The 24704-nt window shown below is 39.7% G+C and carries 26 protein-coding genes and 3 pseudogenes; 11 read left to right on the plus strand and 18 right to left on the minus strand.

Translation table 11 applies throughout. From position 1 onward, the window contains the following. Positions 1-433: 433 nt before the first annotated feature. The 7 genes and pseudogenes from glmM (at position 434) to ACFIK8_RS01725 (ending at position 5115) form a co-directional block, all read left to right on the plus strand. On the plus strand, positions 434-1807 hold the full coding sequence (gene glmM / locus ACFIK8_RS01695; RefSeq protein WP_375635540.1) for a phosphoglucosamine mutase: 1374 nt from the start codon (positions 434-436) through the stop codon (positions 1805-1807). A gap of 221 nt (positions 1808-2028) precedes the next feature. Beyond that, positions 2029-2271, plus strand: a complete 243-nt coding sequence (locus tag ACFIK8_RS01700; protein WP_375668885.1) for a hypothetical protein — start codon at positions 2029-2031, stop codon at positions 2269-2271. 300 nt (positions 2272-2571) lie between these two features. Beyond that, positions 2572-2682 (plus strand): annotated as a pseudogene (locus ACFIK8_RS01705) (type II toxin-antitoxin system RelE/ParE family toxin); the annotation flags it as partial. Positions 2683-2698: 16 nt separating this feature from the next. Beyond that, a pseudogene (locus ACFIK8_RS01710) lies at positions 2699-2970 on the plus strand (HigA family addiction module antitoxin). Positions 2971-3139: 169 nt separating this feature from the next. Further along, positions 3140-3328: an antitoxin VbhA family protein gene (locus tag ACFIK8_RS01715; RefSeq protein ID WP_375668886.1), complete on the plus strand. Its 189-nt coding sequence runs from the start codon at positions 3140-3142 to the stop codon at positions 3326-3328. Further along, positions 3315-4832 (plus strand): type II toxin-antitoxin system protein adenylyltransferase VbhT, encoded by a 1518-nt coding sequence (vbhT, locus tag ACFIK8_RS01720; protein WP_375668887.1) that lies wholly within the window; start codon positions 3315-3317, stop codon positions 4830-4832. The genes ACFIK8_RS01715 and vbhT overlap by 14 nt, the downstream gene beginning before the upstream one ends. 163 nt (positions 4833-4995) lie before the next feature. Then, positions 4996-5115, plus strand: coding sequence for a hypothetical protein (locus tag ACFIK8_RS01725; RefSeq protein ID WP_375644463.1), 120 nt, complete (start codon positions 4996-4998; stop codon positions 5113-5115). A gap of 842 nt (positions 5116-5957) precedes the next feature. Here ACFIK8_RS01725 and virB11 read toward each other — a convergent pair. Genes virB11 through ACFIK8_RS01790 form a run of 13 tightly spaced genes read right to left on the minus strand, consistent with a single transcriptional unit; the run spans position 5958 to position 15969 of the window. Further along, positions 5958-7010, minus strand: a complete 1053-nt coding sequence (virB11, locus tag ACFIK8_RS01730; RefSeq protein ID WP_375668888.1) for a P-type DNA transfer ATPase VirB11 — start codon at positions 7008-7010, stop codon at positions 5958-5960. A gap of 19 nt (positions 7011-7029) precedes the next feature. Continuing rightward, on the minus strand, positions 7030-8214 hold the full coding sequence (gene virB10 / locus ACFIK8_RS01735; protein WP_375668889.1) for a type IV secretion system protein VirB10: 1185 nt from the start codon (positions 8212-8214) through the stop codon (positions 7030-7032). Between the two features lie 27 nt (positions 8215-8241). Then, a complete protein-coding gene (virB9, locus tag ACFIK8_RS01740; protein WP_375668890.1) occupies positions 8242-9096 on the minus strand; it encodes a P-type conjugative transfer protein VirB9 in 855 nt (284 codons plus the stop codon). 2 nt (positions 9097-9098) lie between these two features. Further along, complete coding sequence (locus ACFIK8_RS01745; protein ID WP_375661702.1) at positions 9099-9770, minus strand: virB8 family protein; 672 nt, start codon at positions 9768-9770, stop codon at positions 9099-9101. Further along, entirely contained in the window at positions 9767-10054 is a 288-nt protein-coding gene (locus ACFIK8_RS01750) for a type IV secretion protein VblB7 (protein WP_208439391.1), read from the minus strand. Before ACFIK8_RS01750 ends, ACFIK8_RS01745 begins: the two co-directional genes overlap by 4 nt. A 6-nt stretch (positions 10055-10060) precedes the next feature. Beyond that, positions 10061-10948 (minus strand): type IV secretion system protein, encoded by an 888-nt coding sequence (locus ACFIK8_RS01755; RefSeq protein WP_375668891.1) that lies wholly within the window; start codon positions 10946-10948, stop codon positions 10061-10063. A 46-nt stretch (positions 10949-10994) separates the two neighbouring features. Further along, positions 10995-11417: an EexN family lipoprotein gene (locus tag ACFIK8_RS01760; protein ID WP_375615852.1), complete on the minus strand. Its 423-nt coding sequence runs from the start codon at positions 11415-11417 to the stop codon at positions 10995-10997. Next, positions 11410-11685 carry a hypothetical protein gene (locus tag ACFIK8_RS01765; RefSeq protein WP_375668892.1) on the minus strand — a complete coding sequence of 92 codons (276 nt, stop codon included), beginning with the start codon at positions 11683-11685 and terminating at the stop codon, positions 11410-11412. Before ACFIK8_RS01765 ends, ACFIK8_RS01760 begins: the two co-directional genes overlap by 8 nt. Before the next feature lie 26 nt (positions 11686-11711). Then, on the minus strand, positions 11712-12113 hold the full coding sequence (locus ACFIK8_RS01770; RefSeq protein WP_375668893.1) for an EexN family lipoprotein: 402 nt from the start codon (positions 12111-12113) through the stop codon (positions 11712-11714). 24 nt (positions 12114-12137) lie between these two features. After that, positions 12138-12911, minus strand: coding sequence for a type IV secretion system protein (locus ACFIK8_RS01775; RefSeq protein WP_375668894.1), 774 nt, complete (start codon positions 12909-12911; stop codon positions 12138-12140). Beyond that, entirely contained in the window at positions 12908-15268 is a 2361-nt protein-coding gene (locus ACFIK8_RS01780) for a VirB4 family type IV secretion/conjugal transfer ATPase (RefSeq protein WP_375644476.1), read from the minus strand. The genes ACFIK8_RS01775 and ACFIK8_RS01780 overlap by 4 nt, the downstream gene beginning before the upstream one ends. Beyond that, positions 15268-15591: a type IV secretion system protein VirB3 gene (locus ACFIK8_RS01785; RefSeq protein ID WP_375644477.1), complete on the minus strand. Its 324-nt coding sequence runs from the start codon at positions 15589-15591 to the stop codon at positions 15268-15270. Before ACFIK8_RS01785 ends, ACFIK8_RS01780 begins: the two co-directional genes overlap by 1 nt. Before the next feature lie 27 nt (positions 15592-15618). Beyond that, positions 15619-15969 (minus strand): TrbC/VirB2 family protein, encoded by a 351-nt coding sequence (locus ACFIK8_RS01790; RefSeq protein ID WP_375635557.1) that lies wholly within the window; start codon positions 15967-15969, stop codon positions 15619-15621. Positions 15970-16127: 158 nt separating this feature from the next. On the opposite strand from ACFIK8_RS01790, the gene ACFIK8_RS01795 reads away from it, so the two are divergent. After that, positions 16128-16856 (plus strand): nuclease, encoded by a 729-nt coding sequence (locus tag ACFIK8_RS01795; RefSeq protein ID WP_375668895.1) that lies wholly within the window; start codon positions 16128-16130, stop codon positions 16854-16856. A 151-nt stretch (positions 16857-17007) separates the two neighbouring features. Continuing rightward, positions 17008-17415 carry a hypothetical protein gene (locus ACFIK8_RS01800; RefSeq protein ID WP_375668896.1) on the plus strand — a complete coding sequence of 136 codons (408 nt, stop codon included), beginning with the start codon at positions 17008-17010 and terminating at the stop codon, positions 17413-17415. A 19-nt stretch (positions 17416-17434) separates the two neighbouring features. Here the strand turns inward: ACFIK8_RS01800 and ACFIK8_RS01805 are convergent, their stop codons facing one another. Further along, on the minus strand, positions 17435-17878 hold the full coding sequence (locus ACFIK8_RS01805) for a hypothetical protein (protein ID WP_375635560.1): 444 nt from the start codon (positions 17876-17878) through the stop codon (positions 17435-17437). A 3-nt stretch (positions 17879-17881) separates the two neighbouring features. Beyond that, positions 17882-18211 (minus strand): YqjD family protein, encoded by a 330-nt coding sequence (locus tag ACFIK8_RS01810; protein WP_375668897.1) that lies wholly within the window; start codon positions 18209-18211, stop codon positions 17882-17884. Positions 18212-19213: 1002 nt separating this feature from the next. On the opposite strand from ACFIK8_RS01810, the gene ACFIK8_RS01815 reads away from it, so the two are divergent. Together ACFIK8_RS01815 and ACFIK8_RS01820 are read left to right on the plus strand one after the other, a co-directional pair. Then, on the plus strand, positions 19214-20098 hold the full coding sequence (locus ACFIK8_RS01815; RefSeq protein ID WP_375635561.1) for a MotA/TolQ/ExbB proton channel family protein: 885 nt from the start codon (positions 19214-19216) through the stop codon (positions 20096-20098). After that, positions 20095-20676, plus strand: coding sequence for a biopolymer transporter ExbD (locus ACFIK8_RS01820; RefSeq protein WP_375668898.1), 582 nt, complete (start codon positions 20095-20097; stop codon positions 20674-20676). The genes ACFIK8_RS01815 and ACFIK8_RS01820 overlap by 4 nt, the downstream gene beginning before the upstream one ends. A gap of 835 nt (positions 20677-21511) precedes the next feature. Here the strand turns inward: ACFIK8_RS01820 and dut (ACFIK8_RS01825) are convergent. The 3 genes and pseudogenes from dut (ACFIK8_RS01825) to ACFIK8_RS01835 all read right to left on the minus strand — a co-directional run bounded on the left by dut (ACFIK8_RS01825) (position 21512) and on the right by ACFIK8_RS01835 (position 23745). Next, a pseudogene (dut, locus tag ACFIK8_RS01825) lies at positions 21512-21978 on the minus strand (dUTP diphosphatase). 181 nt (positions 21979-22159) lie between these two features. After that, positions 22160-22690 carry a dUTP diphosphatase gene (dut, locus tag ACFIK8_RS01830; RefSeq protein WP_375635563.1) on the minus strand — a complete coding sequence of 177 codons (531 nt, stop codon included), beginning with the start codon at positions 22688-22690 and terminating at the stop codon, positions 22160-22162. A 245-nt stretch (positions 22691-22935) separates the two neighbouring features. Beyond that, positions 22936-23745, minus strand: a complete 810-nt coding sequence (locus ACFIK8_RS01835; RefSeq protein WP_375635564.1) for a VIT1/CCC1 transporter family protein — start codon at positions 23743-23745, stop codon at positions 22936-22938. Positions 23746-24704 lie beyond the last annotated feature (959 nt).

A 24704-nucleotide genomic window follows, 5' to 3' on the forward strand; every position in this document is an offset into this window, starting at 1 on the left:
AAAAATTAAGCAAAGCTGTTGTATGATGACAGTTTTAGCAGGCTATAAGGCGAGGTGGTATTTTCCTTTACGGATTTAGCAAGGTGTGAGGCTAGGCGATAGATTTCCTTGCGGATTTGGTAAGGTTTGAGGTTAGGTGCTGGGTTTCTTTACGGATTTAGCAAATGTGTGAGATTATCCTTTGGTTGTGTTCAAGAGATGTGTAAAGCATTTTGAGGAGATAATATTGCTTGTATGTGTGAGGGTGTAAACATAATTGGTTGAGAGGGGTTTAGATGTGTAGATGGTGAATAGGGTTCTTGATTGTCTAAATGCATGAAGGTTTAGACCAATGATCTGATTTTATATGGGGAGGGGGCCTATTGTACCAAGGGGGCTTGTTAGGGTTTTAAAGAAAAGCCAAGGGAAGAGTTATATATTAAAGGAAAGAGGCATGGTGCAAAAATATTTTGGTACAGATGGAATTCGGGGGAAAGCCAATTCATTTCCTATGACACCCGATTTTGCCATGAAGGTGGGGATGGCTGTAGGGGTTTTATTTCGCTCACAACATCAATCGCGTCGTGTGGTGATTGGCAAGGATACACGATTATCTGGCTATATGTTGGAAAATGCTTTGGTTTCAGGGTTGACTGCTGCGGGAATGGAAGCTTTTTTATTGGGGCCAGTGCCAACACCTGCTGTTGCAATGCTTTGCCGCTCTTTGCGAGCGGATCTTGGGGTGATGATTTCTGCTTCTCATAATCCGTTCTATGATAATGGAATTAAACTTTTTGGTCCTGATGGTTTTAAACTTTCAGATGATATGGAAGCGAAAATTGAACAATTGATCGATACAGATCTTTCAAAGTCTTTAGCAAGTTCTTCTGAAATTGGTTATGCAAAACGGGTTGAGGGGGATATTTATCGTTATATTGAATATGCTAAACGAACTTTGCCGCGTGATGTTCGCTTAGATGCTTTGCGTATTGTTGTGGATTGTGCCAATGGAGCTGCTTATAAAGCTGCTCCCCGTGCTTTATGGGAATTGGGGGCTGAGGTTTTTGCTATTCATGATGAGCCTAATGGTACCAATATTAATCAAAAATGTGGATCAACCGATTTAAGCTCTTTAAAACGAAAAGTTCATGAAGTGCGTGCTGATGTGGGGATTGCTCTTGATGGAGATGGAGATCGTGTTCTCATTGTTGATGAAAAAGCACAAACGGTTGATGGAGATCAGTTGATTGCTGTAATTGCTGAAAATTGGCATAAAATGGGACGATTACGGTGCAATGGTGTTGTCACAACGATTATGTCAAATCTTGGACTGGAGCGTTTCTTGAACAGTAAAGGGTTGCACCTTGTAAGGACAAATGTTGGAGATCGTTATGTTGTCGACGCCATGCGCCAAAAGGGATATAATGTTGGTGGTGAGGCTTCTGGGCATATCGTGCTTAGTGATTTTGGTACAACGGGTGATGGTTTGGTGGCTGCATTGCAGATTTTAGCCTGTATGAAAGAAAGTCAAAGCCCTATGAGCCAATTGTGTAAACGGTTTGAACCTGTACCGCAAATTTTAAAAAATGTAACGATTAAAAATAAAAATGTACTGAAAAAAAATCCAGTCAAAGCGGCAATCGATAAAGCAACGCAACAATTGGGAAAAGAGGCACGGCTGGTGATCCGCGCTTCTGGAACTGAGCCGCTTATCCGCCTTATGGCTGAAGGCGATGCACGAGAAGTATTGGACACGGTCGTGACAGAGTTGATGGATGTTATTATCCATCATGATGTACGCATGGGTACTGCACTTGAGGAATCTTGAATTTTTTGAGAAAATTATCAGATCATCTTTTGATAGAGCTCTTATTGTAATGCGGGATTTTGGCAATTACAAAAGGTATGGTAGCTATGTTAGTGATGTAATAACGGTAATGGATACTCTATCTACTAATCAATTAAATAAAAAAGAGAAAAATAGAGTTCTAATAACTATAATGCGTAGAGTGTTCTATAGTTCGTAAGATATTAAAACCATGCCTTCTTTTGCTTGTTCGTAAACTGGTTATTATTTTAACAGAGTTTAGAGTAGGGGGGAGTTTATTATTGTTATTCATTCTTTTTACTGGATATACAGCGGGTGCAGCGCCCTATGAACATCAAACAGCAATGGTCATTGGTTATATCATCTTGATGTTTCTAAGCGCAGCTGCCAATTGGGGATATGATGCGCTCTTATTACGTTTAGCTCCCCTAATTATAAACTTATACTTTTCCGATAATGAGTAGAATAATTAGAAAGAGATGAGAATGATCAATTTTTTCACGACAGTTCTAATGTTTATAAAGTAAAAAAAGCCCTGTGATGTAAAAATAATGAACATTTTTTGTATCTTGGAGGGTTACACTCTATATTAATTTATGCTTTTAAGATTTTAACATAAAAGGATTGAAGCCTGCTATAATACTGGTACGACTAAAGGGTTTAGAACCGCCCATGCTCAAAAATTAAAGCGTATTCTAGGTGCCTTTGAAGTTGCTATATCGCCAAATGATTTCAATTTTCCGTCTTTTTGATTACATCTACTAAAGGGCGTTCTCGAAGGTTATTGGTCAGTTACCGTAAATGGAAATTGTCGTGTAATATTTCGCTTCGATAGCATAGATGTCGAAATGGTTGATTATCTGGATTATCATTAAAAAGGAGATCCAAACAATGATGAAGAATCCTTCACATCCAGGTGAATTATTGCGTGAAGATGTGATCAAAGAGCTTGGTTTATCCGTTAATGAAGCAGCAGAGCGGCTTGGTATTCTCGAGTGGCACTTTCTAGAGTTTTAAATGGAAAAGCCGCTATGAGTGCTAATCTTGCTATTAGGCTTGAAATGTCTGGTGTAAGCACAGCATGTGCTTGGCTCGCTATGCAAACAAATTATGATCTATCAAAAAAAATCCTTAACAACAGTCTCATGATCAAGATTGCATAAAAGAGTTTCAAATGGCAGTTAAGTTTTTGCAACAGAGACGTATACAAGAGCTAAATCATGCGTATGAGCGTACAAAATCAAAAGATGTGAACACGGTAAGATAAGGAATAAAATCTTGTTTCTGTAGTCTGTTTGGCTATAATAAATATAAGCGAATGAGGGTTTTAATATGTTGAGTGAAGAGGAAATTAAGCTGCGTCGCTTCTATGCTGAAAATGCATTGGCAAGCCAACGTTTAGAGGGATTAGAGCCAGATCCGCTGGTTGTTGCTCAAGTAGAGCGTTATATTATAGGTGAGCTTGAAATAAGTGATATCATCAAAGATTATATGGAGCGGGTAAAACGTGGGGAAGTATAAGGGGAGCGGTGATCCTTATACTGATCATGAAACTGGTGTGATGTATAATCGGCTTGGTATTAAAGACAAAGCCACACTGCAACGTGTAGAATCTACGATTTCTTATGTAAAATCTTTCGAATTTGTACATACTCCTATTCGTGGTGAGTTTGATCTGAATTACATGAAAGAGATCCATAGAAGACTGTTTGGTGACATATATGAATGGGCGGGACAAGTTCGTTTAGTGGATATTGCCAAAGGCAATAGTATGTTTGCTAGTTATAATCAGATTGAAAGTTATGCACCGAAGATTACACAAAAGCTTGCAAAAGAACAGTATTTGTGTGGTCTTGGCGCTTATGACTTTAGCCAAAGGGCTGGGTATTACATGGGCGAGTTGAATGCGTTGCATCCGTTTCGAGAGGGGAATGGGCGTACTCAGCGTGAATTTATGGTGCAACTGGCTCGTGAAGCTGGTTACCATATCAACTGGAAGGGTATTGAGCGACAAGAAATGACACGTGCGTCAATTGAAGCACATTTTGGTAATTCAGAATATCTGTCTGCACTCATCTATAAGAACCTTACCAAGTTTACAGAAAATAAAAGGGATGATGTTTCTCAAGGTATTGGCAAAAATATTGCTTTTGGCGTTGATCTTAATAAAGAGTGCTTGGAACAACAAAAAGAGAAGATTGAAACTCCTTGGGATAGAGAAAAGACAAGTTTTGCTAAACGTCAAAAAGAAGAACTTGAACAATTACAAAATGATTTGAATGTTGTTGCAAAAGCAACAGAACGAGAGCCATACCTTACGGCTTATACGGATAACTCTAATCTAGAACAGAAGGTGCTAAGCGCCCTTAGAAATAAAAAATCTTACATTGATATGTTTAAAAAATTAAACAGTCGTTTAGCATTTATTTATAGAGATCCACAAGAGGCTGCGTTTAGGATTGAGCAAACGATTTTAGCAGGTAAAGGCGATAAACTTCCTGATATTTTGGAAAGGGAACCTGATAGAGCGGGTGAATTGCGTGGGTCAGATCGTTTTATCGATAAATTGAAGGCTACAGGAAAAGAACGAAAAGAAGCGCTTTATCATGTTCCTCTTGCTGTTTCTACTATGAGAGCGCTTCAATCCTTTTATAAGAATTCTTATGAGACACATATGGATAGTGTTACACGGGAGCGTGAACAGTTAAAAGTTGAAGTCCCCTCACTTTCACAAGAAGCAGTGACTTTTATGAAAAATGTTGAAGCTGGTTGTGATAGTTATTCAAAGATACCAGAGCAGGTTAATCAAGAGTTTTTAAAGCTACAAAGTGTTTTAGATAAACGTTTTGGACATGATGCCATTCATAAATATGGTTTTGATTTATCAAAAGCAATCCCCAAAGAACAGTCTTATAATAAAGAACGCATAAAAGAGCTTCAAATGGCAGTTAAGTTTTTGCAACAGAGACAACAGGAGAAAATCAACGCAATAGCGCGTGCAAGATCAAGAGATGTGATACGGTGAGGGCAAGGATAAGTCTTATGCTGTATAAGCCCTATTAAACCATACGGTAAAAGAGAGGTAATCAAAGGAGGTTTAATGTGGGTGTGACAAAAGATGTTATACGATCCCGCATAGATAGGCGTTAAAAAAATCCGGTGAAATATTAGCAAATTTAGGACTTACGGTGTCTGATTTTATCCGTATTGTTTTGATAAAAGTTGTTTATGAAAAGGGATTGCCGTTTGATATGTATATTCCTTATGCGGAAACGCTTAAAACTTTTGAGAAAAGTGACAAGGGTTAAGAGATATGTATTGCTAAAGATAAGAAAGATTTGTTTCGTCATTTGGTTATTTGATATTTCTGATCATTCACTTCAAATTAGCTTTTAATTTACATCATTATCGTTATGGGTGTTTCCGTATATTGAATGATGTATGCAAACTGTGATTGAAATGGCAGCTTATTGAATTTCTGCAAAAGAAGAAGGCATATCGCTTGAAGAATTATTTGATATTGTTTCTTTTATTGCTACTCATTCAGATGCTGGTGATCTTGTGGAAGGTACGAGAGGAAGCTAGGGAATGTCAGGTTTAAAAGCATAAGGGTAAAAGAGGGGGATATAGGGTTATATCCTTTTGGGGTGGTCAAAATATTCCGGTGTTGATTGAAGATGTTTACAGTTAATCATCTTGAGGCAATTTGGCAAAATCAGAGAGGAATGCGTTGAAGAAAATTTTTATACTGCGCCTTGATGAATATCGAAAAGAATAATAATGGATAAGACAAATAAAGCAGGATCTGGTATATTAAAAGGTGTTTGTGAAGCTCTTGTCTGAAGCTAAAGGTGAAGTGGATGTCACTAAATTTTGTATCGATATTCCTGCAAATGTTGATGTCAAAAAAAATCAGAAAAGATATTGGGTTATAGATATCATTTTCGGCACGTTGTGGTTTTTGTGTGGGGCGCATTCGTGATTGGGAATGGGGATGATATTTTTACTTCTTTTTGCTTTTTGCTTTCGATTATTGAAAATGAATCTGAAGCTATGGTGGTAATTTAGTACGCGATGATATCCGTCGCTTATAATCGTGTTTTTAAGAAAGCTCTATTGGTATAAAAGGGGTGTGAGGGTCGCGTTTTTTTTAAAAGGCATCACGGCGTTTGAAAGGGTCGTAATAGATTTCTGTTACACGAAATTTGCCTTCAAGGCGTTTGCATTGGATGATGACATCTATCATCGAGATTAATAAGCCGCGGATATCATCGCGTGCTAAATTACCACCACCGTCACTTTCTTTGACAAGAAGGGTCATTTGTTCAAAGGCTGCAAGGGCTGTTGAGGCGTGGACGGTGGTAATGGAGCCGGGGTGACCAGAGTTGACATTACGGATGTAGTAAAAGGCTGTACCATCACGCAGCTCTTGTAGAAGGATTCTGTCGGGGCGCATGCGTAATCCTGATTCAAGCAGTTCTTTTGCGCCTGCTTTTGCTAAGCCTTGGTTATCTTTTGAATAAAAGAGTTGGACTTTGTTGGCGTGCGGAACGACAAGTTCTGGCGTGTCTTCAATGGTGAGAATTCGTTCATATTCAGGGATTTTTGCAATTAAAGCTTTAGAGAGGGTTGTTTTCCCAGAACCGGTTTTGCCCGATATTAAGATATTTTGTTGTGTAATAACGGCTTTTTCTAAAAAGTTGCAAAAGTCTTTGGCGATAAAGAGATCTGTTAGCTCTTTGTCTGTATCAGAGAGTTCGGATAACCGTTCTGTCATTTGTTGCGCGGGTGTGAAACTGGTGTTTTGGGCGACAGAAAACAGATTGTTTTCATGTAAACTTTCAAGAGAAAAAGTGCGTGATGAAGGTTTACGAATGGTCATACTGATGGTATTGGCTGCAACAGCTGGAGGCATAACAATTTGTATGCGTTCGTTGTTTGGCAGTGTTGCGGAGAGAACGGGGTTTTCTACACTGATTTTTTGTGTTGTGTAGGCAGCAACAACTTTCGCAATCCCTTCTAGTTCGCTGTAGGTTAGTTCTTTTAAGATGTGGGTTTGCCAACCATTGGGACCCTCAACGATTACTTCACCGGGGCGATTGACAACAATTTCAAATAAATTTTCATCATTGAGGAAGTCATCTAAGATCTTTAATTTTGTTAAGACGATGGAGGCGCGTTCTGCATTTTTTGCTGATGGCATAATGTGACTTTATTGGCTTTTATTGAACTTGAGAATGAAAAAAGGAATAGCTGGGAGTAGAGCGGTTTCTTTTGCTCTTTACGACTAGTTTATAGACAGAGGAAAAATCGAGATCTTTTGCTACGAAAATGTTGACGAGTTCGCCTTGAAATTTTTCTAAGGTAGGAGGGATATTGATTTGATTTTCAAGGGCAATACTGGCGGCATCTTTTCCAGTGTTGTTTGTGCCTTCAAAACCGCCGCCTCCAGAGTTGTTTGAACCTTCTTTATTGGAATTGCCTACTATTTTATTTGTTAGGGCGGTTGTGGCACCATCAATAACGGTCAACAAAAGGGAAGAGCCAAAGCGTTCCCACCAATGGGTGTTGATGTTGCCATCAAACCCAGCTCTGCCTAAACTGTCGGTTGCGGGTGAGGCAAGGTCGATGATGACACCGGTTGGGGTTTTTGCTCTTGTCCAGAGTACAAAGAGGCGAGATTGACCTTGTTTTATCCCTCCGCGGTATTCGCCAATCACTTGGGTTCCTTTATCAAGCAAAACAACGCGCCCATTGTCAGAGAGGATATCACGGTTGATGATGCAGCTTGCAAAGCCTGGTTGCTCACTGTTTAATGCGGTTTCTAAGATACAGGGGATAGAGGTTCCCATGGCGATGATAAAGTTTCTATTGCCGATGAGTTTTGCTTTTGTTTCTTCTGTTTTGGTAGGCTTTAATAGGGTCGCAAAATTTTGTGTGTCTTGAAGGGCAGGAGAATTTTGCGCATTCGCGAGATTTTCAAGGGCATGGAGTTTGTCAAAGGGGTTGAGAGTCGTGTTGACAATGTCTTTTAATTGAGATTGAGAGCCTTTGGCAAAAGCTAAAACAGGGGCGCGTCTTGCGGCATCAAGTAATGGGTCATCTTTTTTGGGTTCTTGTGCGAGTGGTTGTGGGGGTGGTAAGGTTATTGGTGCTATGTTTGCACGCGGGTCAGAGGGCGCGAGCTCTAAAGGGGCGAGGGAATTGTGAAAGTTTTGTGCTTGTTTTTTATGAGGTTTTGCGGTGTCTTTTTGTTCTGTGGGGGTGGATAAGATGTTCCAGAGTACATAGCCGCAGATTCCTATACAGGCGATTGCGACAACTATTTTTTTGCCGGCGGTTTTGGCGCTATTGTTTTTGCCATCCCCAATAGATCCTCGATCTTCGATGATTGGTTTATCACTCATAAGTTGTCCCCTTCAATTCCCGCTTATTTAAAGATCTGATGCAATTTTACGTTCAACAGATGGTGAGGTTGTTCCGGTATTTGGATTGGTGCCTTTTGGTTGATAGGCTTCGTTAAAGACGCATAGGACGTTTCTTCCCTGTCTTAGGGTGAAGCGTGCGCTAATGGCATGGACAATCACCATGTTGCCTCTTGTGGTTTTGGGAACCAGCGATTCTGTACCGTCATTGCTGACAATGTAAATGGCAGGGATTTCTTGGTTGTCTGGAAATGTAAATGTTGTGGTTTTGCCATTGTCATAAACGGAGGCGGGTTCGAGCGTGCTTGATCCTTGAGCGGTGTAAGCCCAATTGCGTGGTCCGTAGGTTTCAGAAGCGTTGAAGACATTATCAATACGCTGGGCTTGTTGTTTTTCTTGTCGCATAAGGGCTGCGAGTCTTCTTTGTTCTGCTTCTTCTTGTGGGTAGCGAAATTTCACAAGGAAATATGTTTCTTGTCCAGATGAAATTTCCCCATCTTTGACCATGAGTTCAAATTGATAGGAGCGCTTTGAGCCATCAAGCTTTGTGGTGACGACTTGGAGATTGGTAATGGGTTGGACTTCCCGCGCTTTAAGGAAAAGAATATTGCCAGCGGGAGCGACTTCCCATGCAACGCTGTTGCCAATTGCCACATGGGCAATTTCTTCATTGGGAGAAAATTCTATTTGTACCGATGAGCGTATAGAGCCAATAATTTTTGTGACATTATAGGCATCATAGTTGATAAAGCGAATGCGGCTATCGCTTGGCGCACGGGTGGGAAAAATACTGGCATGGCTCAAGGCTATAGGAGAAAGGGTAATAGCGATGTTAAGAATGAGAAAAAGAATTTTTTTTGTCATGATCAGTTGACCACTTCCGGATCGGTTCTATATTCATTAACAATAAACCCTAGAGGATTTATCAAACGGTTTTGGACAGAGATAGGGGCATTGATGTATTCAAAGGTAAGTGTTGCAACCCAGTGGGTGATGAATTCTTTTTTGGTTTCGTTGTCATGAATGGTTCTGTAGTAACGCACTTGGGCAACATCGTCATTGATAAAGGAGATTGATTTTATTGTTATTGTAACGGTGGCGTGTTTATAGAGAATTTGAGGACTTTGGGGATTTCTTGCTCCATACCAGCTGGCAAATCTTTCCTGTTCTTCAGAAGAAGAGAGGAGAGAGACTGTTTGGAAGTTGTGTTGTGTTTCTTCTGTGGTGAAGCCTTCACGGGAGCGGACATATTTTGCAGCAAAGTAGCGTGTGATTGCTTCGTCGACATTGGTGGGACCTTCTTTTAAGGCTTCCACAACTTCAACAATGCCGGTTGAATTGTCCACACGGATGACAAAAGGTTCCACGGTTTTAAGGGGCGTGAGGGTGATGACCGCGAGAGAAGACATTATTGCAACAGCAACCGCGATGCCGGCAATGGCAAGCGAGACGCGGGTGGTGCGGCGTGAGGCGAGCATGCGATCTTGATCAAACGAGCGTGCTTCAGCAATGTATTGTTCTATGTCTTTTTCTTTCATGCTTTTTGCCCGCAATTTTTGTAAGATTTGATTTCTTCATCCGTTAATTTTTGTGCCAGAAGCGTTTCCAGCTTCCCTTCTTTTAGGGGTGAAGGGGTGTTGTTACTGATGATGATTGGCGTGGGCGTGGGTTTTTTCCCTTCCCAATTCCACATTGATCTGTTGAGTGGACGTTTAGAATATCCATCACATTTTGGGAGTGACTTCAGTGTGTTTGGTGAAGACACACAGCCACTGAGAAAGAGAAATGGTAAGATAATCCCAATTTTTTTAAATTCCCGCATTTGAACTTAGGCCTTTGCTAATAGTGATGCTAATTTTTTTACACCATTCGTTATCGTTTTAGCTCCTCCTGAGCCTGTAAGGGATGCACCCCCAGAGGCTAAAGCGGAAGCCATGCCAGGTAAATTGAAGAAAAGAAAAATACCACCAAGGCCAACCACCATAAATGCGCCATAGGAAAACATGATATCTACAATGTTTGTTGTAAAGATTTTCAGTGCAAGTTTGATATACATACCACCAAGCAAGATGACTAATATCTGAAGTATGATGAAGTTTGCAACTTGTCCTAACCATGCCTCTGTAAAACGCCTTGTTGAGGAAAATATATAGAGGCTTATGAAGAGCGGTCCTACTGATAAGACGAGAAATAAACCCAGCTTAGCAAACATTGTGACGTAAAAACCAATTATGCAAAAAACAGCAGCAATCACGTAACAGGCAAAACCAACTATCCAAGCAACAAGATACGCACCCAATGCAAGCCATGATGCAGATTTTGCTTCATCAAAAACATGTGCAACAGCTTTGTTTAACATATCGTCCCATATATTTTTATCTGAGTGTATTGTACCTTGTGTGGCGTGTGCAATGGCATTAGGCAGAGCCTCAAAAAATATATTACCGACCCACTCATTATAAAGAGCAGCATTAGTGGCAAGCGAAACAATGATGCCAAGTTTGAAAGCTGTCGTTATAAATTCCCATAAGGGCATAGAAGAGCGCCCTGAGATGATATTGTACCCTATAAATATAATGTAGATTGTACAAGATGCTTTAAGCGGAACACTTAAACCCAATGAAAGGTTTTTAATGGAGTCAGTCATTATTTCCATAATAGGATTCGTTAACATATTTTCTGCCGTGGTAAAGAAATTTATTTTTTCGAATGCCATTGCACGTCCATTCTATCTAATTTTTGCAAATACGATTATTTCTGATTCAATTATTATCGTTGTTCTGTTTAGCTTTAGCGCGTTCTTCTGCTTCTCTTTCGGCTTGTTCTTTTGCTTTTTCTTCAGCTTTCCATTTTTCTAGTTCAGCTTCTTTTTTTGCTATTTCGGCTTGCCTTCTTTCATGTTCAGCTCGCATTTCGGCTTCAAATTCTTCCTGCGCTTTACGCATGTTTTCGTTGTGTTCCCTAATTCTCTCTTCAGCTTTTGCTTCATATTCCTTTTGAAGTTCAAGTTGTGCTAATCTTAGGTTTTCACAATTTTTTGAAGTTCCTGCGAATCCACATTTAGCATTCCACTCTCCCATCAATTTTTTATCTTTTTTAAATTCTGCGACGCTATAGGTTTTTTCACATCCAGCTGTGATGAGCCCTGTGCAAAGTAGCAATGTTGTTATGAGAACTTTATTCATCAATATTTCCCCTTCTTTCTTTCAGTTTTTGAGGTTTGAGCACAATCTTTAAATTCTGCTTGTGTTCTGGTTTTTTATAACCAGTGATGATAAATCTAGGGCAGCGACATAATCTTGCCATAAATCTATTGTATAGTCTGTAAGGTTCTTTAAGTTGAGCAGCTAAAGCGCAATAGCGATGTGTAATGGTGCTACCCATTTTCCCTGTAAGGGGCTCCATTAACATATTGTCTATTTCGGTAAATACACCGTTGGTTTCTACTGCCATTGAGATGCTCCGCTCTTCATTATGTCTTAATGGTTATTTTGTTCTTCTGCCGCCCGTTCTTTTTCTCTTCGTTCTTCTTCAGCACGTCGTTTTGCTCTTTGTTCTGCTAATTTTTTTTTAGTATTAGCTTCCATTTTTTCAATCCAAGCTTTTTGTTTAGCCATAAATTCTTCATCTCTTTTGCGATTGTTCTCTTCCGCTTGACGCTCTCTTTCTGCTGCTTGTGCCTGACGTTCCTTATCAAGTTCTAAAAATGCTAACCGCATGTTTTCACAATTCTTTGAAGTTCCTGCGAATCCACATCTAGCATCCCACTCTTCCATCAATTTTTTATCTTTTTTAAATTCTGCGACGCTATAAGTCTTTTCACAACCAGCTGTGATGAGCCCTGTGCAAAGTAGCAATGTTGTTATGATGATCTTGTTCATGTTCAAGCCCCTCTTTTTTCTCGTTTATTGACCACGCAGTTTTTTGGCATAATCTGCATATCGCGCTGCAAATTCTTCGTAAGCTCGTTGTTCGGCAGCTTTGTATTCCGCTTGTTGAATCATCGCGGCGGCTTGCATTTGGAGAACTTGTGTTTGGAGTTTTGCTTGTATCGCTGATAATTGTGCTTGAATGCCTTGAATTTTACCCGCATCTTCAGTACTTCCAAGTTCGTCAAGGAGCTTGTTAATGGTTTTTTGTGTTTCACTGGCTTCTTCGTAGACGTCTTGGCCTTTGGCTGCTTGTCCTACCGTGTTCTGTTCGGCTTTTTTCACTTCCTGTGCGTAAAAAGCATCTACTGCCTCTTTTGATCCTGCACCCCCCGCGGGCTCTTTGTATTTAAGTTCTTCTTGCCATTTTTGCGTGTTTTTGCTGCCGCCACCGCCGCCGCCACCGCCACCGCTGCCCATCGATTGTTGAAAGTGGTTAAAGTCAGAAGGGAGGGCGCCACTGCTCCCTTGCTTGTTAAACATGTCTTTCAATCCCGAGATGTCAGGCTTGACATTCAAGGAGTTATATAATTGTTTCGCTTGATCGAGTTGGCTCTTTAATTGCTCAAGCTGTTGTGCACCTTGTTGAACTTGCTGTTTTGCTTTATCAACTTGTTGCTTCAATTGTTCAAGTTGCTTTCCCCCTTGCGTAAAAGATTGTAAATCGAATGTAGGCATTTGTGCGAATGCATTTGTTTGAAAGCCAAATGAAGCTGCGTAAAGGGCTGTTGCCAATAAAAGTTTTTTCATTGTTTTGACCTTTCTTGAAAAATAGGAAGCCATTTTTCTGGAGATTGTCCAACTTCATCCATAATGGTCTCTAGGAGTTCAATATTCTTGGTGGTGCCACTTAAAATGGCTATTTCATCATCAAAGCCGCGTAAATTCAGTTCTGCTACAACTGAACTTTGCCCTTGTTTGATGAGAAAACGCCGTGACTCACGGCTTAATTCTGATTGTATCAGGTTAAATTCTCTGTCCGATAATTTAAAACCTTCTACATAATCCCCATGATTGCCCTTTTGATTGGGAAAATAAATCTGTGTGGGGCATTGCTCTATAATGGTGTGAGCAATGGTCGAATTGATCGCATCTTTGGGAGATTGTGTCGCAAACAACATCAAACCATTTTGTTTACGAATAGTTTTCAGCCTGTCTTGCGCAAAGGCTTTAAAGGAATCATCCTCTAAGGCTTTCCAAAACTCATCAATGACAATGATAATACGACGTCCATCAATCAGAGATAGAATTCTATGAAAAAGATACATCATTAAAGGTGGACGAATTTCATCATTGTCTAAAAAATCCGTCATGTCATAACCAATAAATTTTGCATCAATGCCAATGTCGTCATCAGGATTGTCAAAAACCCACCCTAAGGCATTGCCTTTACACCATCTTTCTAAACGACCCGATATCCCCTCCCTATGCGTGGTGTCAAAAAACATTTGTAAGGCAGAGATCGTCCGTTGTTCTTTTGGCAACAAGGCAAGCTGCTCAACAGCCGCCGTAATATCTTGTCTTTCTGATTCACTGATCTTTTGATCTTCAGATGAAACAAGCTTTATAATCCATTGGCGTAAAAAAACTCTATCTGCTGGATTGTTATAGTCTAAGCCTTTTAGCGGTGCTATGCCTGTCGGTCTACCATTCTTCAAGGGCATATAAGTGCCGCCACCCGCTCTGACAAAAAGTTCTGCACCCCGATCTTTGTCAAAAAAGACCATATTGGGATCATGCTTTTGAAGTTGTGCTAAAAGAAAATTGACAATAACCGTTTTCCCAGAACCAGAGGGACCACAAACAAACGTATTACCTAAATCACCAAAGTGAAAGTTAAAATAAAACGGTGAACCAGCAGAGGTTTTCATCAAGGCTACCGCTGGTCCCCACACATTGCCATCTATTTTTCCAACCGGAAAAGAATGAAAAGGGGAAAGCGCTGCATAGTTGCGGCTTGTTATCGCACCAGAGCGGGTGCGATAAGCATAATTGCCAGGCAATTGTGCCCACCAAGCAGCGGCTAATCCTAAATCTTCCCGCGCAATCACAGCTCCACCATCTGTAAGACGAGAACGCGCTTTGGCAAGATTATCCGCTAACTCTTGTGGCGTATCAGCAAAAACTGCCAATGATAAATGATGCTCCCCTAAAACAAAACGATTGGATTCAAGATCATCAAGCGCATCATCAAGTTCCATAATTTGTGAGCCCGCACGGTCGCCTGCATTGACCATTTGGTTTTGTTTGCGCCCCATAATCTGCTTGGCAATGTTTTTGCTCTTGAAAACAAAAGATTGGGTGAAAATAAACTCAAAGGGAAGCGTGAGCAAACCATCCGCCATGCCTACCCTGGTTTTTGCTGGATATTCTTTCCAACCAAACATGCCCGCAAACCGCTGTTCCGCCTCATAGCGTATTTCTATGATCTCTTTCCCAAAAATGAGACGGTCTGAATAAACAGTTGAAGCTATCGTCCCCCACGTGAGGGGGATACGTTCACGACGACCTCCCACCAATTGGTGGATAAACTCACTTTGCTGCGAATAAATATTACCTTCATGTTCATAAAGGCTTAGTCTTTTTGCACCATAGCGCTCTAAATTTTGAATAAGATCTGTTGTAATATCTTCAAGCTTGCGAACGGACTCTGCATCAACTTCTGTCTTTTCTTGCTTGGCTTTGCCTAAACGTTTGAAAAACTCCACTAATTTATCCGTTTGATCAACGTGTGGATTCCACAAAATTGAAAGATAAAGATCATTGCGATAAAGCTCCTGTGAAACCATCCGCTCGCGATATTTATCATCTAATTGCTTGGCAAATGCCGATCTGAAAGTCCCATCCGGATAAACAGTTTCACGCTTTCTGATAATATGGCTATAAAGCGCTATCCGTTCATCCGCTATGTTTTTAAACAGATTATTGAGCTGTTCGTGAAGCACATTCAGATCAATAATATCCGCTGTCTCAAAGTTAATCCCTTCAAGTTTAATAACGCTCATGAGAGCGCGTGAATCCAGCGCAATGATGTGTTTATTGACATGGCGCACGTAAGGAATGATCGCCTCTGGCTGCTTTTCACGTTTGCGCTCTGTTCTATTCATTATAATTCCTCATAATTACGAATTAATCGTAATGGAGAAATACTTCCCCCACCCCATAGACTCGAATTTCTGGCAAAAATAGATGTCTTTTGCCATGTCAGAAGAATACGAAATTTGTTATGGTCATGCTTTAGGATTTCCTTGAATATGAAATGCGTCGTCACACCAAAGGTGATAAGAAAAATATTGCCTGTCATAATGAACAACATCATCGTTCCTATCGCATTTAAGCCCATAGCTTCCACCGTCACGCCCGCAATCATTGCAGGGCGTGTGCAAGCAAGAAATAACGTATCTTCTGTTAGCTTGTCGTGCTCTTTCATGGCTTTGAAAGGCTAGAGTCAAGCGAATTAAGACATAAACATTGATGCGATTTGTGGTGCACCAAAAACAATGCCGATGCCAACACAAACAAAGAAAGCTTTACGCATTTCAACATAACCAGCAATCCATGCAAGCCCAATACCAGCAACCGCAATGGTTGCAATCGATTTTGCAATGTTTCCTGTTAAAGCTTTGACTAATTTATCAAGAGCAGTTTCAACTTTTCCAAAGTCACCTGCGGCAAATGCTGGCTCACTCAGTGCGATGAAGGCAATAAACAGCATCAATGCTGCTGTTAACCATTTCTTTTGTGTGTTGGATAGAGTAGTTTTTGGTAAGGTATGTTCATTAATGAACAAATTATTCATGTTTTTCATGAAAATTTCCCCGCTTTATGTTTAAGTTGATAATAAGATTAATATTCAAAATATTAATCAGGAATCATATAAATGAAAAAAATAAATTTTTCTATCGATAAATTAACAATATTTAATCTTTTCTTAATTAATAAACAAAAAATATACTAATATTCAAAATGATACTTTTAAAATATCTTAAAGCATCGCCTAAATATCTTTTCTTAATTTATATTATTATTTTGGGATACTTTTATTTCAGTCAACATACTGAAAAACTTATGCAATCTTCTTTTTTTAAAGTGCCAGAAAAGACAATAGAAAACCTTGTTCAAAAGCCGAAGTCACAATTGATAGATTATGCAAACCAACAAGATGTGGTATTGCATCCAGAACCATTGTCATCACAATTTTATGAAGAAAATGTGCCGGTTTATTCAGGTGCTATACAGGTTACAAGTGGTGTGACCTTTAAAATGATTACGCTTGTGGATGATGGATGGAGAAAAAAGATTATCCGTGATATCCGCTTATATGGTGTGGAAAGCTGTGAAATGAGGCAATTTGCCTCACGCAACGGAGTTAAGTGGCCATGTGGTGCTTTTGTTACTGCTTGGCTTGTCTCAAAAACAATCGATAAAAAGGTTACTTGTCGGCAAGCACGTGTCATTCAACAGGTTCATTATGCACAATGTTTTGTGGATGGGGTTGATCTGGCACGTTTGGGGCTTGCAGAAGGGTTAATGGTGTTAACAAAAGATCAGCATAATTTTCCATCTCCAGCAGACTATAAAACTCTACAATCTGCTGCTCAAAAAGCACAAAATGGCTTATGGTCGAGCAAATTTCAACAACCAGAAGATTGGCGAAGAGATCACGGGAGCTATAATCCTATTGACCATTATTGATAAAGCGTCCTCTCAAGCGCTATTTAAAAATCAAGACAATATTCCACTACGAACTTTATCAGGTAAAAGTTAATCATAGTCCACACAGTCCTTGGTGGACAACTCTCTTCAGTAAAAATTGTTGTGTTTAAAGCTCGTGTATGCATATAGGTTGTTTACTACAGCGCTATGTAAGAGCGCGTTTCCTTCCCCTAAACAGAATAGTCATTGTAACAAACATGAGTGTTCAGAAAAATATGAACACATTCAAATCGATGACGTGACCTTCGGTCATGAAAAAAAGGCTTATGAAAAAATAGAGAAAAGCAGAAACGAACTATCTCTATCTTCAAAAAATACTACATTGCTTCAAATCAAACCAGAATTTTTAATGCAAGCATTGCCTCATGTTGCTATGTTCATGAAACATGGATTGCAATCTGAAAGAGATTTAATCGGATCCATGGAATTTTTAGCGAAAATGAAAGGGATTTCCTTTCAGGCACTTGAAGAAGCTAAAGAGACTATAAGAAAAGATGTGCTTTCTTTTGCTATAAAAGAAAGCACATTGGGGGATTAGAGTGACAGCTTTACATATTTTACTTTGAAAAGCGGTCTTTTTTACCTTTTTTCCACAAAAAATAAGTTACAAGTCCGAGAATGGGAACTCTCAATTTGGCAAAAGGGAAATGTTGACTGAGAGCTGCAAGGCTGGAAACGGTTGCATCTGTCATTAGTTTTTGGCGTTGTTCTTCTGTCTTTTTTTGTTGGTCATAGCGTTGATAAGCCTTGAAAACCCGACTGATGATAAGACCTAATCCTGCAAGAGAAAGACAAATTAAAAACATGATACTCGCAGCGGCAAGAGGCTTCATAACAGAACATAACGCAATAAAAACGATGATACATAAAAAAAGCAAAGACATGAAGAATGAAATGCCAATAAACCCATAGCAAATTGCTTGAAGGCGTACTTGCTTGACAGTGCTTTTAAGCCCTCCACCGACAAGATGGTTTAAAAGAGGAGCGATAAACTTATGCATTGCTTAACGACGCAGTAATTGAGAAAGAATAAAACCAACCCCTGCGGCAAACAAAACGCTTTTGCCAGGATTTTTGCGAACGCATTGATTCATGGTTTGTTCAAGATCACTGATTTTGTCTTTTGCTTGAGACATCATGTCTTCACCACTTTCTTTCGCTGAATGATATAGTTTTTCCGCTTTGTCTTTGGCGGCGTTAAATTTGTTTGCACTAAGATCTGTCAGGGTTGAGGTAATCCCTGAAATTTCAGTGCGTAACTTTTCTAATTGTCCTTGTAGGTCTTTTTCTTCTACGGCTGTTTTATTGTGCTGTGTTGTTTTGTTCTGAGCCATGATATTCTTTCCCTCTCTTGATTTATTATATTTGTATTGGTGTGTTCATAGTGATCATTTGCATTGGAGTGAAAATTTTCACTGGTTGAGTAACGCCAAAAGTTTTTTTTGGTTCCTTTCATTTTGTCGAATTTAAAACTGTTTTTGATAAAATAAATCTTTCCTATGCGATAGGCAATACCCGTAAAGGATTGCATCCGTTGAAAATTGTCTTATGCTTTTGCAGGAAGTTAGCACCATTCTTTAGTTTCTTGTGGCGCAGTTCTTATAATAGTTTTTTAAAAGCGTGTTGAGGCTTATTTTTTAGGTTTGTGACAGATAAAAAACATGGTTGTTGCGCTTTTGCGGCAGAAGTAATGTCATTTTTATGCTTTTGCAGAAGAACAAGAAAATAATATTGTTGTTCGTTGCTCTCTATGTATTTGGGGGCTAAACGAGCACTCCCATTATACTTGTGGTCAGTTTAAGATATTGCGATAGTTCTTTTTTAAAAATGTAAGGTATATTTTTATTTTGGGATAGGTGGTACTTCAGTGCACTGGTTGTTAGAGATGTGCATATCCTTTTCTTCAAGAGTTTTATGATATTTTTGCTGCTTATTCTCTGCAAGTAAATATTTTGTTGGGTTTAAAAGAGCTGCTGAAATGAGAGAAGCTTTGCGATATGAGGGATTCATTCAACAGAAACGATGATAAATTATTCTTATAAATTAAAATATTATATGCAATACTCCTTGCGAGTCTATCATTTTGCCAAATTTATGTAATAAATTGATTGGCTAAGATCAACTTGTTGAATTGTTAGAGACAAATTTCTTGAGTGATTTCTTTAGAATAAGAGAGAGCTTGTGGAATAAAACTATACTTGATTTATCAAGTTTTCTTTCTTAAGAGGAATGCGAAAATGACGTTAAAAGGGTAGTGGCATTGTGGAACAGCGATGCTGTGCGGGGTGACGATCCAGCTCATAAAAAAGATAAGACCATAAGAATGTGAGATAGAAATGGAATCTGAAACAGTACCTTTAGATAATATGTCTGCTGTATTGACAGCGCATGATTTTTCTCCTTTTTCTATGTTTATGGCTGCTGATTGGGTGGTGAAAGCCGTTATCATTATTTTGTTACTTGCTTCTCTTATGTCTTGGACAATTGCTTTTGTGAAAATTATTGAGATCACTTTGGCAAAACGAAGAGTACGTCATGAACTTCAATTGGTTCTTAATGCTCAGACTCTTACACGTTTGGCAGCTAGCTTGAAAGAAAGCAAAGGGGCTGGTGTGTTTTTTCTCAAAGAAGTTCTTAAAGAGGTGTATCTTTCTACACAACAGGTTCATTTTTCTGCTCCTGAAGGGATAAATAAAAGCTCTGGGGAAAGAACCGGTGCAAGGGAAAGTGCACAAACGCTTGAAGACATTCTCTTTTATGAGGAGAGCAATCAATATGAAGATGTTTCCCGCGATGTTCGCGATGTTAAGGTTCGCGATGTTCATGAAGGTTTAAAAGAAAGGGTTCATTCGCTTTTGTCACGCTGCTTGTTGGCTGCTACACGCCGTGTTGCATGTGGAAGCACTGTTCTTGCAACCATTGGCGCAATTGCTCCCTTTGTTGGTCTTTTTGCAACTGTTTGGGGCATTATGAATTCTTTTATTGGGATTGCTCAGTCTCAAACAACGCGACTTGATGTGGTTGCTCCTGGGATTGCTGAAGCCTTATTCGCAACAGCTATTGGGCTTTTTGTAGCTATCCCCGCCGTTGTTATGTATAATAGCCTTATGCGTGCTTTGAATGGTTATCGCAATGATTTAGGCGATATCGCTGCGGCTCTTGAAAGGCTCTTGAGCCGTGAACTTGATAGACAAAGACAACAGAAAAGTCATAAAAAATGAAAGCAAGCCTTAATAATGATAGGGATACAGATGAGAGTGGGTTGCAAAGCGAAATCAATGTGACCCCTTTTATTGATGTTATATTGGTGTTGCTTATTGTTTTTATGGTTGCTGCACCTTTGGCAACATCTGTCATTCCCGTTCAGCTTCCTTCTATAACTCAAGTACCTTCAGTGGTTCAGTCTGATGAACCTCTTTATGTTACTTTGCAAAAAGATCGTTCTCTTTACATTGGTGATCATCTTGTAGAACAAGCAGCTTTGAGAGAAGCTTTGTTGAGGGAAACTACGCAAAATTTAGAGACAAAAATTTTAATCAAAGCCGATAGCGAAATTGATTATGGTGCTGTCATCGATTTATTAAATCAAATACGCATGGCTGGATATAATAAAATCGGTCTTGTAGGATTGCAAAACTCTACCAATCTTACCTCAAAAGGTGTGATCAATAATAAAACCACAGGGGTAGCGGACGCTACTGTTGATGGAGCGGGTGGTAACGTTGTGGGGCATGTGGATGCCGTAACAACGGGCACTGCGGTAAACGCTAATATTTCAGGAGCTGCTTCTGACCAGTGATAAAAAACAGCCTTTGTTGTAGGAAGCAAAGCATATGACTCAAAATCGTAGAGTGAAATTGATAGAGGGTTCTTTCGTGGATTTATTAAACCAAATACGCATGGGGTTGATATTGCGCATGGGGTTCATATATTGAATCGGTTGTGTAGGATTAAGCTCTACTAATCTTGCCTCAAGAGGTACGATCAAGAAAAACAGCAGGCGCGATTGTTGTGTGTCTTAATACATCTTAAAGCCCTTTTTGCGACGGTGTTCATAAATGGTATAACGGTAAAGCCCCCGTAAAATAATAAAAAATCTATTGAACCTCACTATCTTTATGCTTAACAAAAAAGCAAGCGAGCACCATTATAGTATTTATATTTTCTCCCCATGTTGTGACAGTACTTAGTACAAGTATTCATTATAGGTATTTTTCCAGTTTTTATCTACATGCCAGCCACATTTGGAACGTGAGAGACATGCTTTTGATTGATGTAATATAAATAGATTTGCAATGAAAAAATCTTACAGTATTGAGTTTTCTCATTTAAGTTGCAAGATAATTAATTATTATAAATCAATATGATGTATAGACTGTGGACATTACAAGCGGTATGTGGGCTCTCAATGATTAATGCCAATGTTTTTGTTATGGGGGAGGGGTGTCCGGTGATAACGAAGTTTTGTATAGCGCAAGAAACGTAATTGAGAGATGATTGTTTAGAGGTGCGTTTAGTAAAAAACTTTGAGAGCAAATGCGCACTCCTTCTGCACTTTAAAAGCCTAAGGGGTTTTAAGTGAAAGAGTGGTTGCGAGTGTTATATTTTGAGAGTAGCGATTTTTTCAGAGCTTCTTAAGTATGCTCCGTTGAACCAAAACCTCCTGTTCCACGGCTCTCGTTATGGTTTTGGGTATTTTGCTCTGGTTCAATGGCACAAACATTGACTTGGGATACGGGGGCGATGACTGTTTGGGCAATGCGCATTCCCCGTTGGATAGAAAAGTCTTCTTGGCCTAAATTTATAAGAAGGACTTTGACTTCACTTTCGGATAATCACACTCAATCGTTCTTGGAGTGTTGAGGCATGTGATGGCGTGTTTTAAGGCTAAGTCAGAGTGTGGATGGATGCGTGCTTCAAGCCCCCCGTGATAAATGAAAAATGAGATCTGTTGGAATAAGTGCCCGCTTGCCCAAGGGCAAGAACAAGCGTTTCTTCTTTACCAATTGCTGTTTGTAAATCCAAGACCGGCAGAACCAGTCGTTGCGTAGTGAAGAAGTTTCCTTGTCCCAAGCGCAAGACGCTGAACAAATAAAGTCAGGGCATGTGAAGATTGAGAAGAGACAGAGGAAGAGTAAGGATGATTGTTTAGAGGTTCCGTTTAGTAAAAAACTTTGAAGGCACATGCACACTCCTTCTACACTTTAAAAGCCCAAAGGACTTCCAGTGAAAGAGTGGTTGCGAGTGTTATATTTTGAGAGTAGCGATTTTTTCAGAGCTTCTTAAGTATGCCCCGTTGAACCAAAACCTCCTGTTCCACGGCTCTCGTTATGGCTTTGGGTATTTTGCTCTGGTTCAATGGCGCAAACATTGACTTGGGATACGGGAGCGATGACTGTTTGGGCAATGCGCATTCCTCGTTGGATAGAAAAGTCTTCTTGTCCTAAATTGATAAGAAGGACTTTGACTTCACCACGGTAATCACTATCAATTGTTCCTGGAGTGTTGAGGCATGTGATGCCGTGTTTTAAGGCTAAGCCAGAGCGTGGACGTATTTGTGCTTCAAGCCCACGTGATAAATGAAAAATGAGACCTGTTGGAATAAGTGCCCGCTGCCCAGGGGCAAGAACAAGCGTTTCTTCTTCTCCAATTGCTGCACGTAGATCAAGACCCGCAGAACCAGCCGTTGCGTAGTGAGGAAGTTCTAAACCTTGTCCGTGTGCAAGACGCTGAACAAATAAAGTCAGGGCATGTGAAGATTGAGAAGAGACAGGGTGATTGTTTAGAGGGGTGTTGGTTTCAGAGTGCGACATGATCAAGGTATTTCCAAAATATGAGGTCTAGAAAGAAATGGTACTTTAACAAAAGATATCCATAAAACCAAGTCGATAAAGGTTTGTTGATATAGGTTGTCCCCAGAGCTTGCTGATCTAGAATATTCCAAAACACCATCTGACACCATTAATGGTATTTTTCAATAATGGCATCATCAATGATGGCTTATACCTAGGGACATGCGCTTATTTGAGATCTAAATTATGTTTACAGATAAGATTTTTTAGATACTACCGATAAGAATACCCGTGGCAAAAACCAGAGCACCACCAATGATGACCTGTAAAGAAGCGCGCCAAAAGGGAGTTGACATGAATTTGTTTTGGATCCAGACGATTGCGCCTAGTTCGAAAAAAACAATGATAAATGCAATAACTGTCGCTACATAAAAAGAGTTGATCAAATAGGGAAGAGTATGGCCCAACCCCCCTAATGTTGTCATAATGCCGCTGGCAAGACCTCTTTTTAATGGCGAACCACGCCCTGATAATTTACCGTCATCGTGGGCTGCTTCTGTGAAACCCATCGAAAGTCCTGCACCAATTGAAGCTGAGAGCCCTATCAAAAAAGTTTGATGCGTGTCTCCTGTGGCAAAAGCTGCTGCAAAAATGGGGGCAAGGGTAGAGACAGAGCCATCCATTAATCCTGCAAGACCTGGTTGAATCCAAGTCAAAAGTGTTTGTCTTTGCGTTTTCGAAGGTTTTTTTACGGTGTTATTGGCCACTGTTGTTTTTTTAGAGGGATGGCTACTCTTGCTTTTTACAAGAGAAGTTCGGTCACATAATGAACCGATAGTGTTTGCACGATTATGGCAAGTAAGGCACAAAAGTTCCTTATAATTTTCAAGCTCTTGAAGCCCCATGGCGGTAAAAACCGCCGCTTCCTTAGAGGAATAAGATTCTAGAGCTTTTGCATATTTCAAATAGAGCGCTGCATGCTGCTCTTTTACTTTGAGCGCTTGAAGCATCATTTTTTGTGCTGAACGAAAGAACAGAGCTTTACGTTGTACAAATGAAAAAAACGATCTCAACATTTTCTGTCCCTCTGCACTTTAGAATAGTTCTAAACCATAAGAAAAATAAACCAAAAGTCAATCTAAAAGTTAAAAACTGAAAAATTGCAAAAAGGTTGCACTGAGAAAAAAGAGTGCTGGGAAGTCAAGAAAGCAAAGGAGATTTATCAAGAAGTATGGTCACATGAAAGAAATGATTGCGTGAAAAAATTAAGAGACAATGTGCTTTATTTTGCTAAAGGGGCGTTTGAATGAAGTGTTTCAATGTATTGATGCTCGAGAATGTAGGGAAAGAAATAGGCTTGGCGTCATCATTCATTTTATGCGTTCAAAAGACTGTAACAGCTCTTGGAATTTGAGATGATTCTTTTAAAGGAGACCTTTTTCAAGGGACAAAAGCCCATTTCGCGAGGGGACCCCTGTGAAGAGTATAGAAGGGTAGAGCGACAAAATTTCCATGAAATAATATAAACTCTATTGAGTCTTCTTAATCTTTACGCTTCATAAAAGAGCAAGCCGGCATCATCATACACCTTAGCTCCCAGTGTTGCGACAATCTTTAGCACGGTTTATTATGGGTATGGCATTTAATTGTACAGTTTTACGCCACTCATTCTGCTTGTGGAGGTGTAAGCCAGTATTCTTATGATATTTACGCGCATTTAGCGTTGTTACAGCTTTTGCATTTAGGTGGATTTGTTAGCGTGTAACGAATTATCTTTTGTGCTGCAATTTCAGGGGCAGGTTTAAGGGGGGGAGTGCATACAGGTTTAGGGGGGGGAGTGCATAAATGAGAGAGACATTATCATATCAAATTGTTTGATCACGCATAAAAATTTATGCTTTATGAAGGGGCATTTATCGCCTTGTAACTTGCCTGATATCTTGCATGAAAGCCCAAAGTTTAGTAGGTTTCCTCTCACTTCAAAACTTCTTATATTGAAGCAATTCAAATCATTTTCTTGTGTATCACAAGGAAG

This window comes from Bartonella sp. MR168JLCBS, from assembly GCF_042194175.1.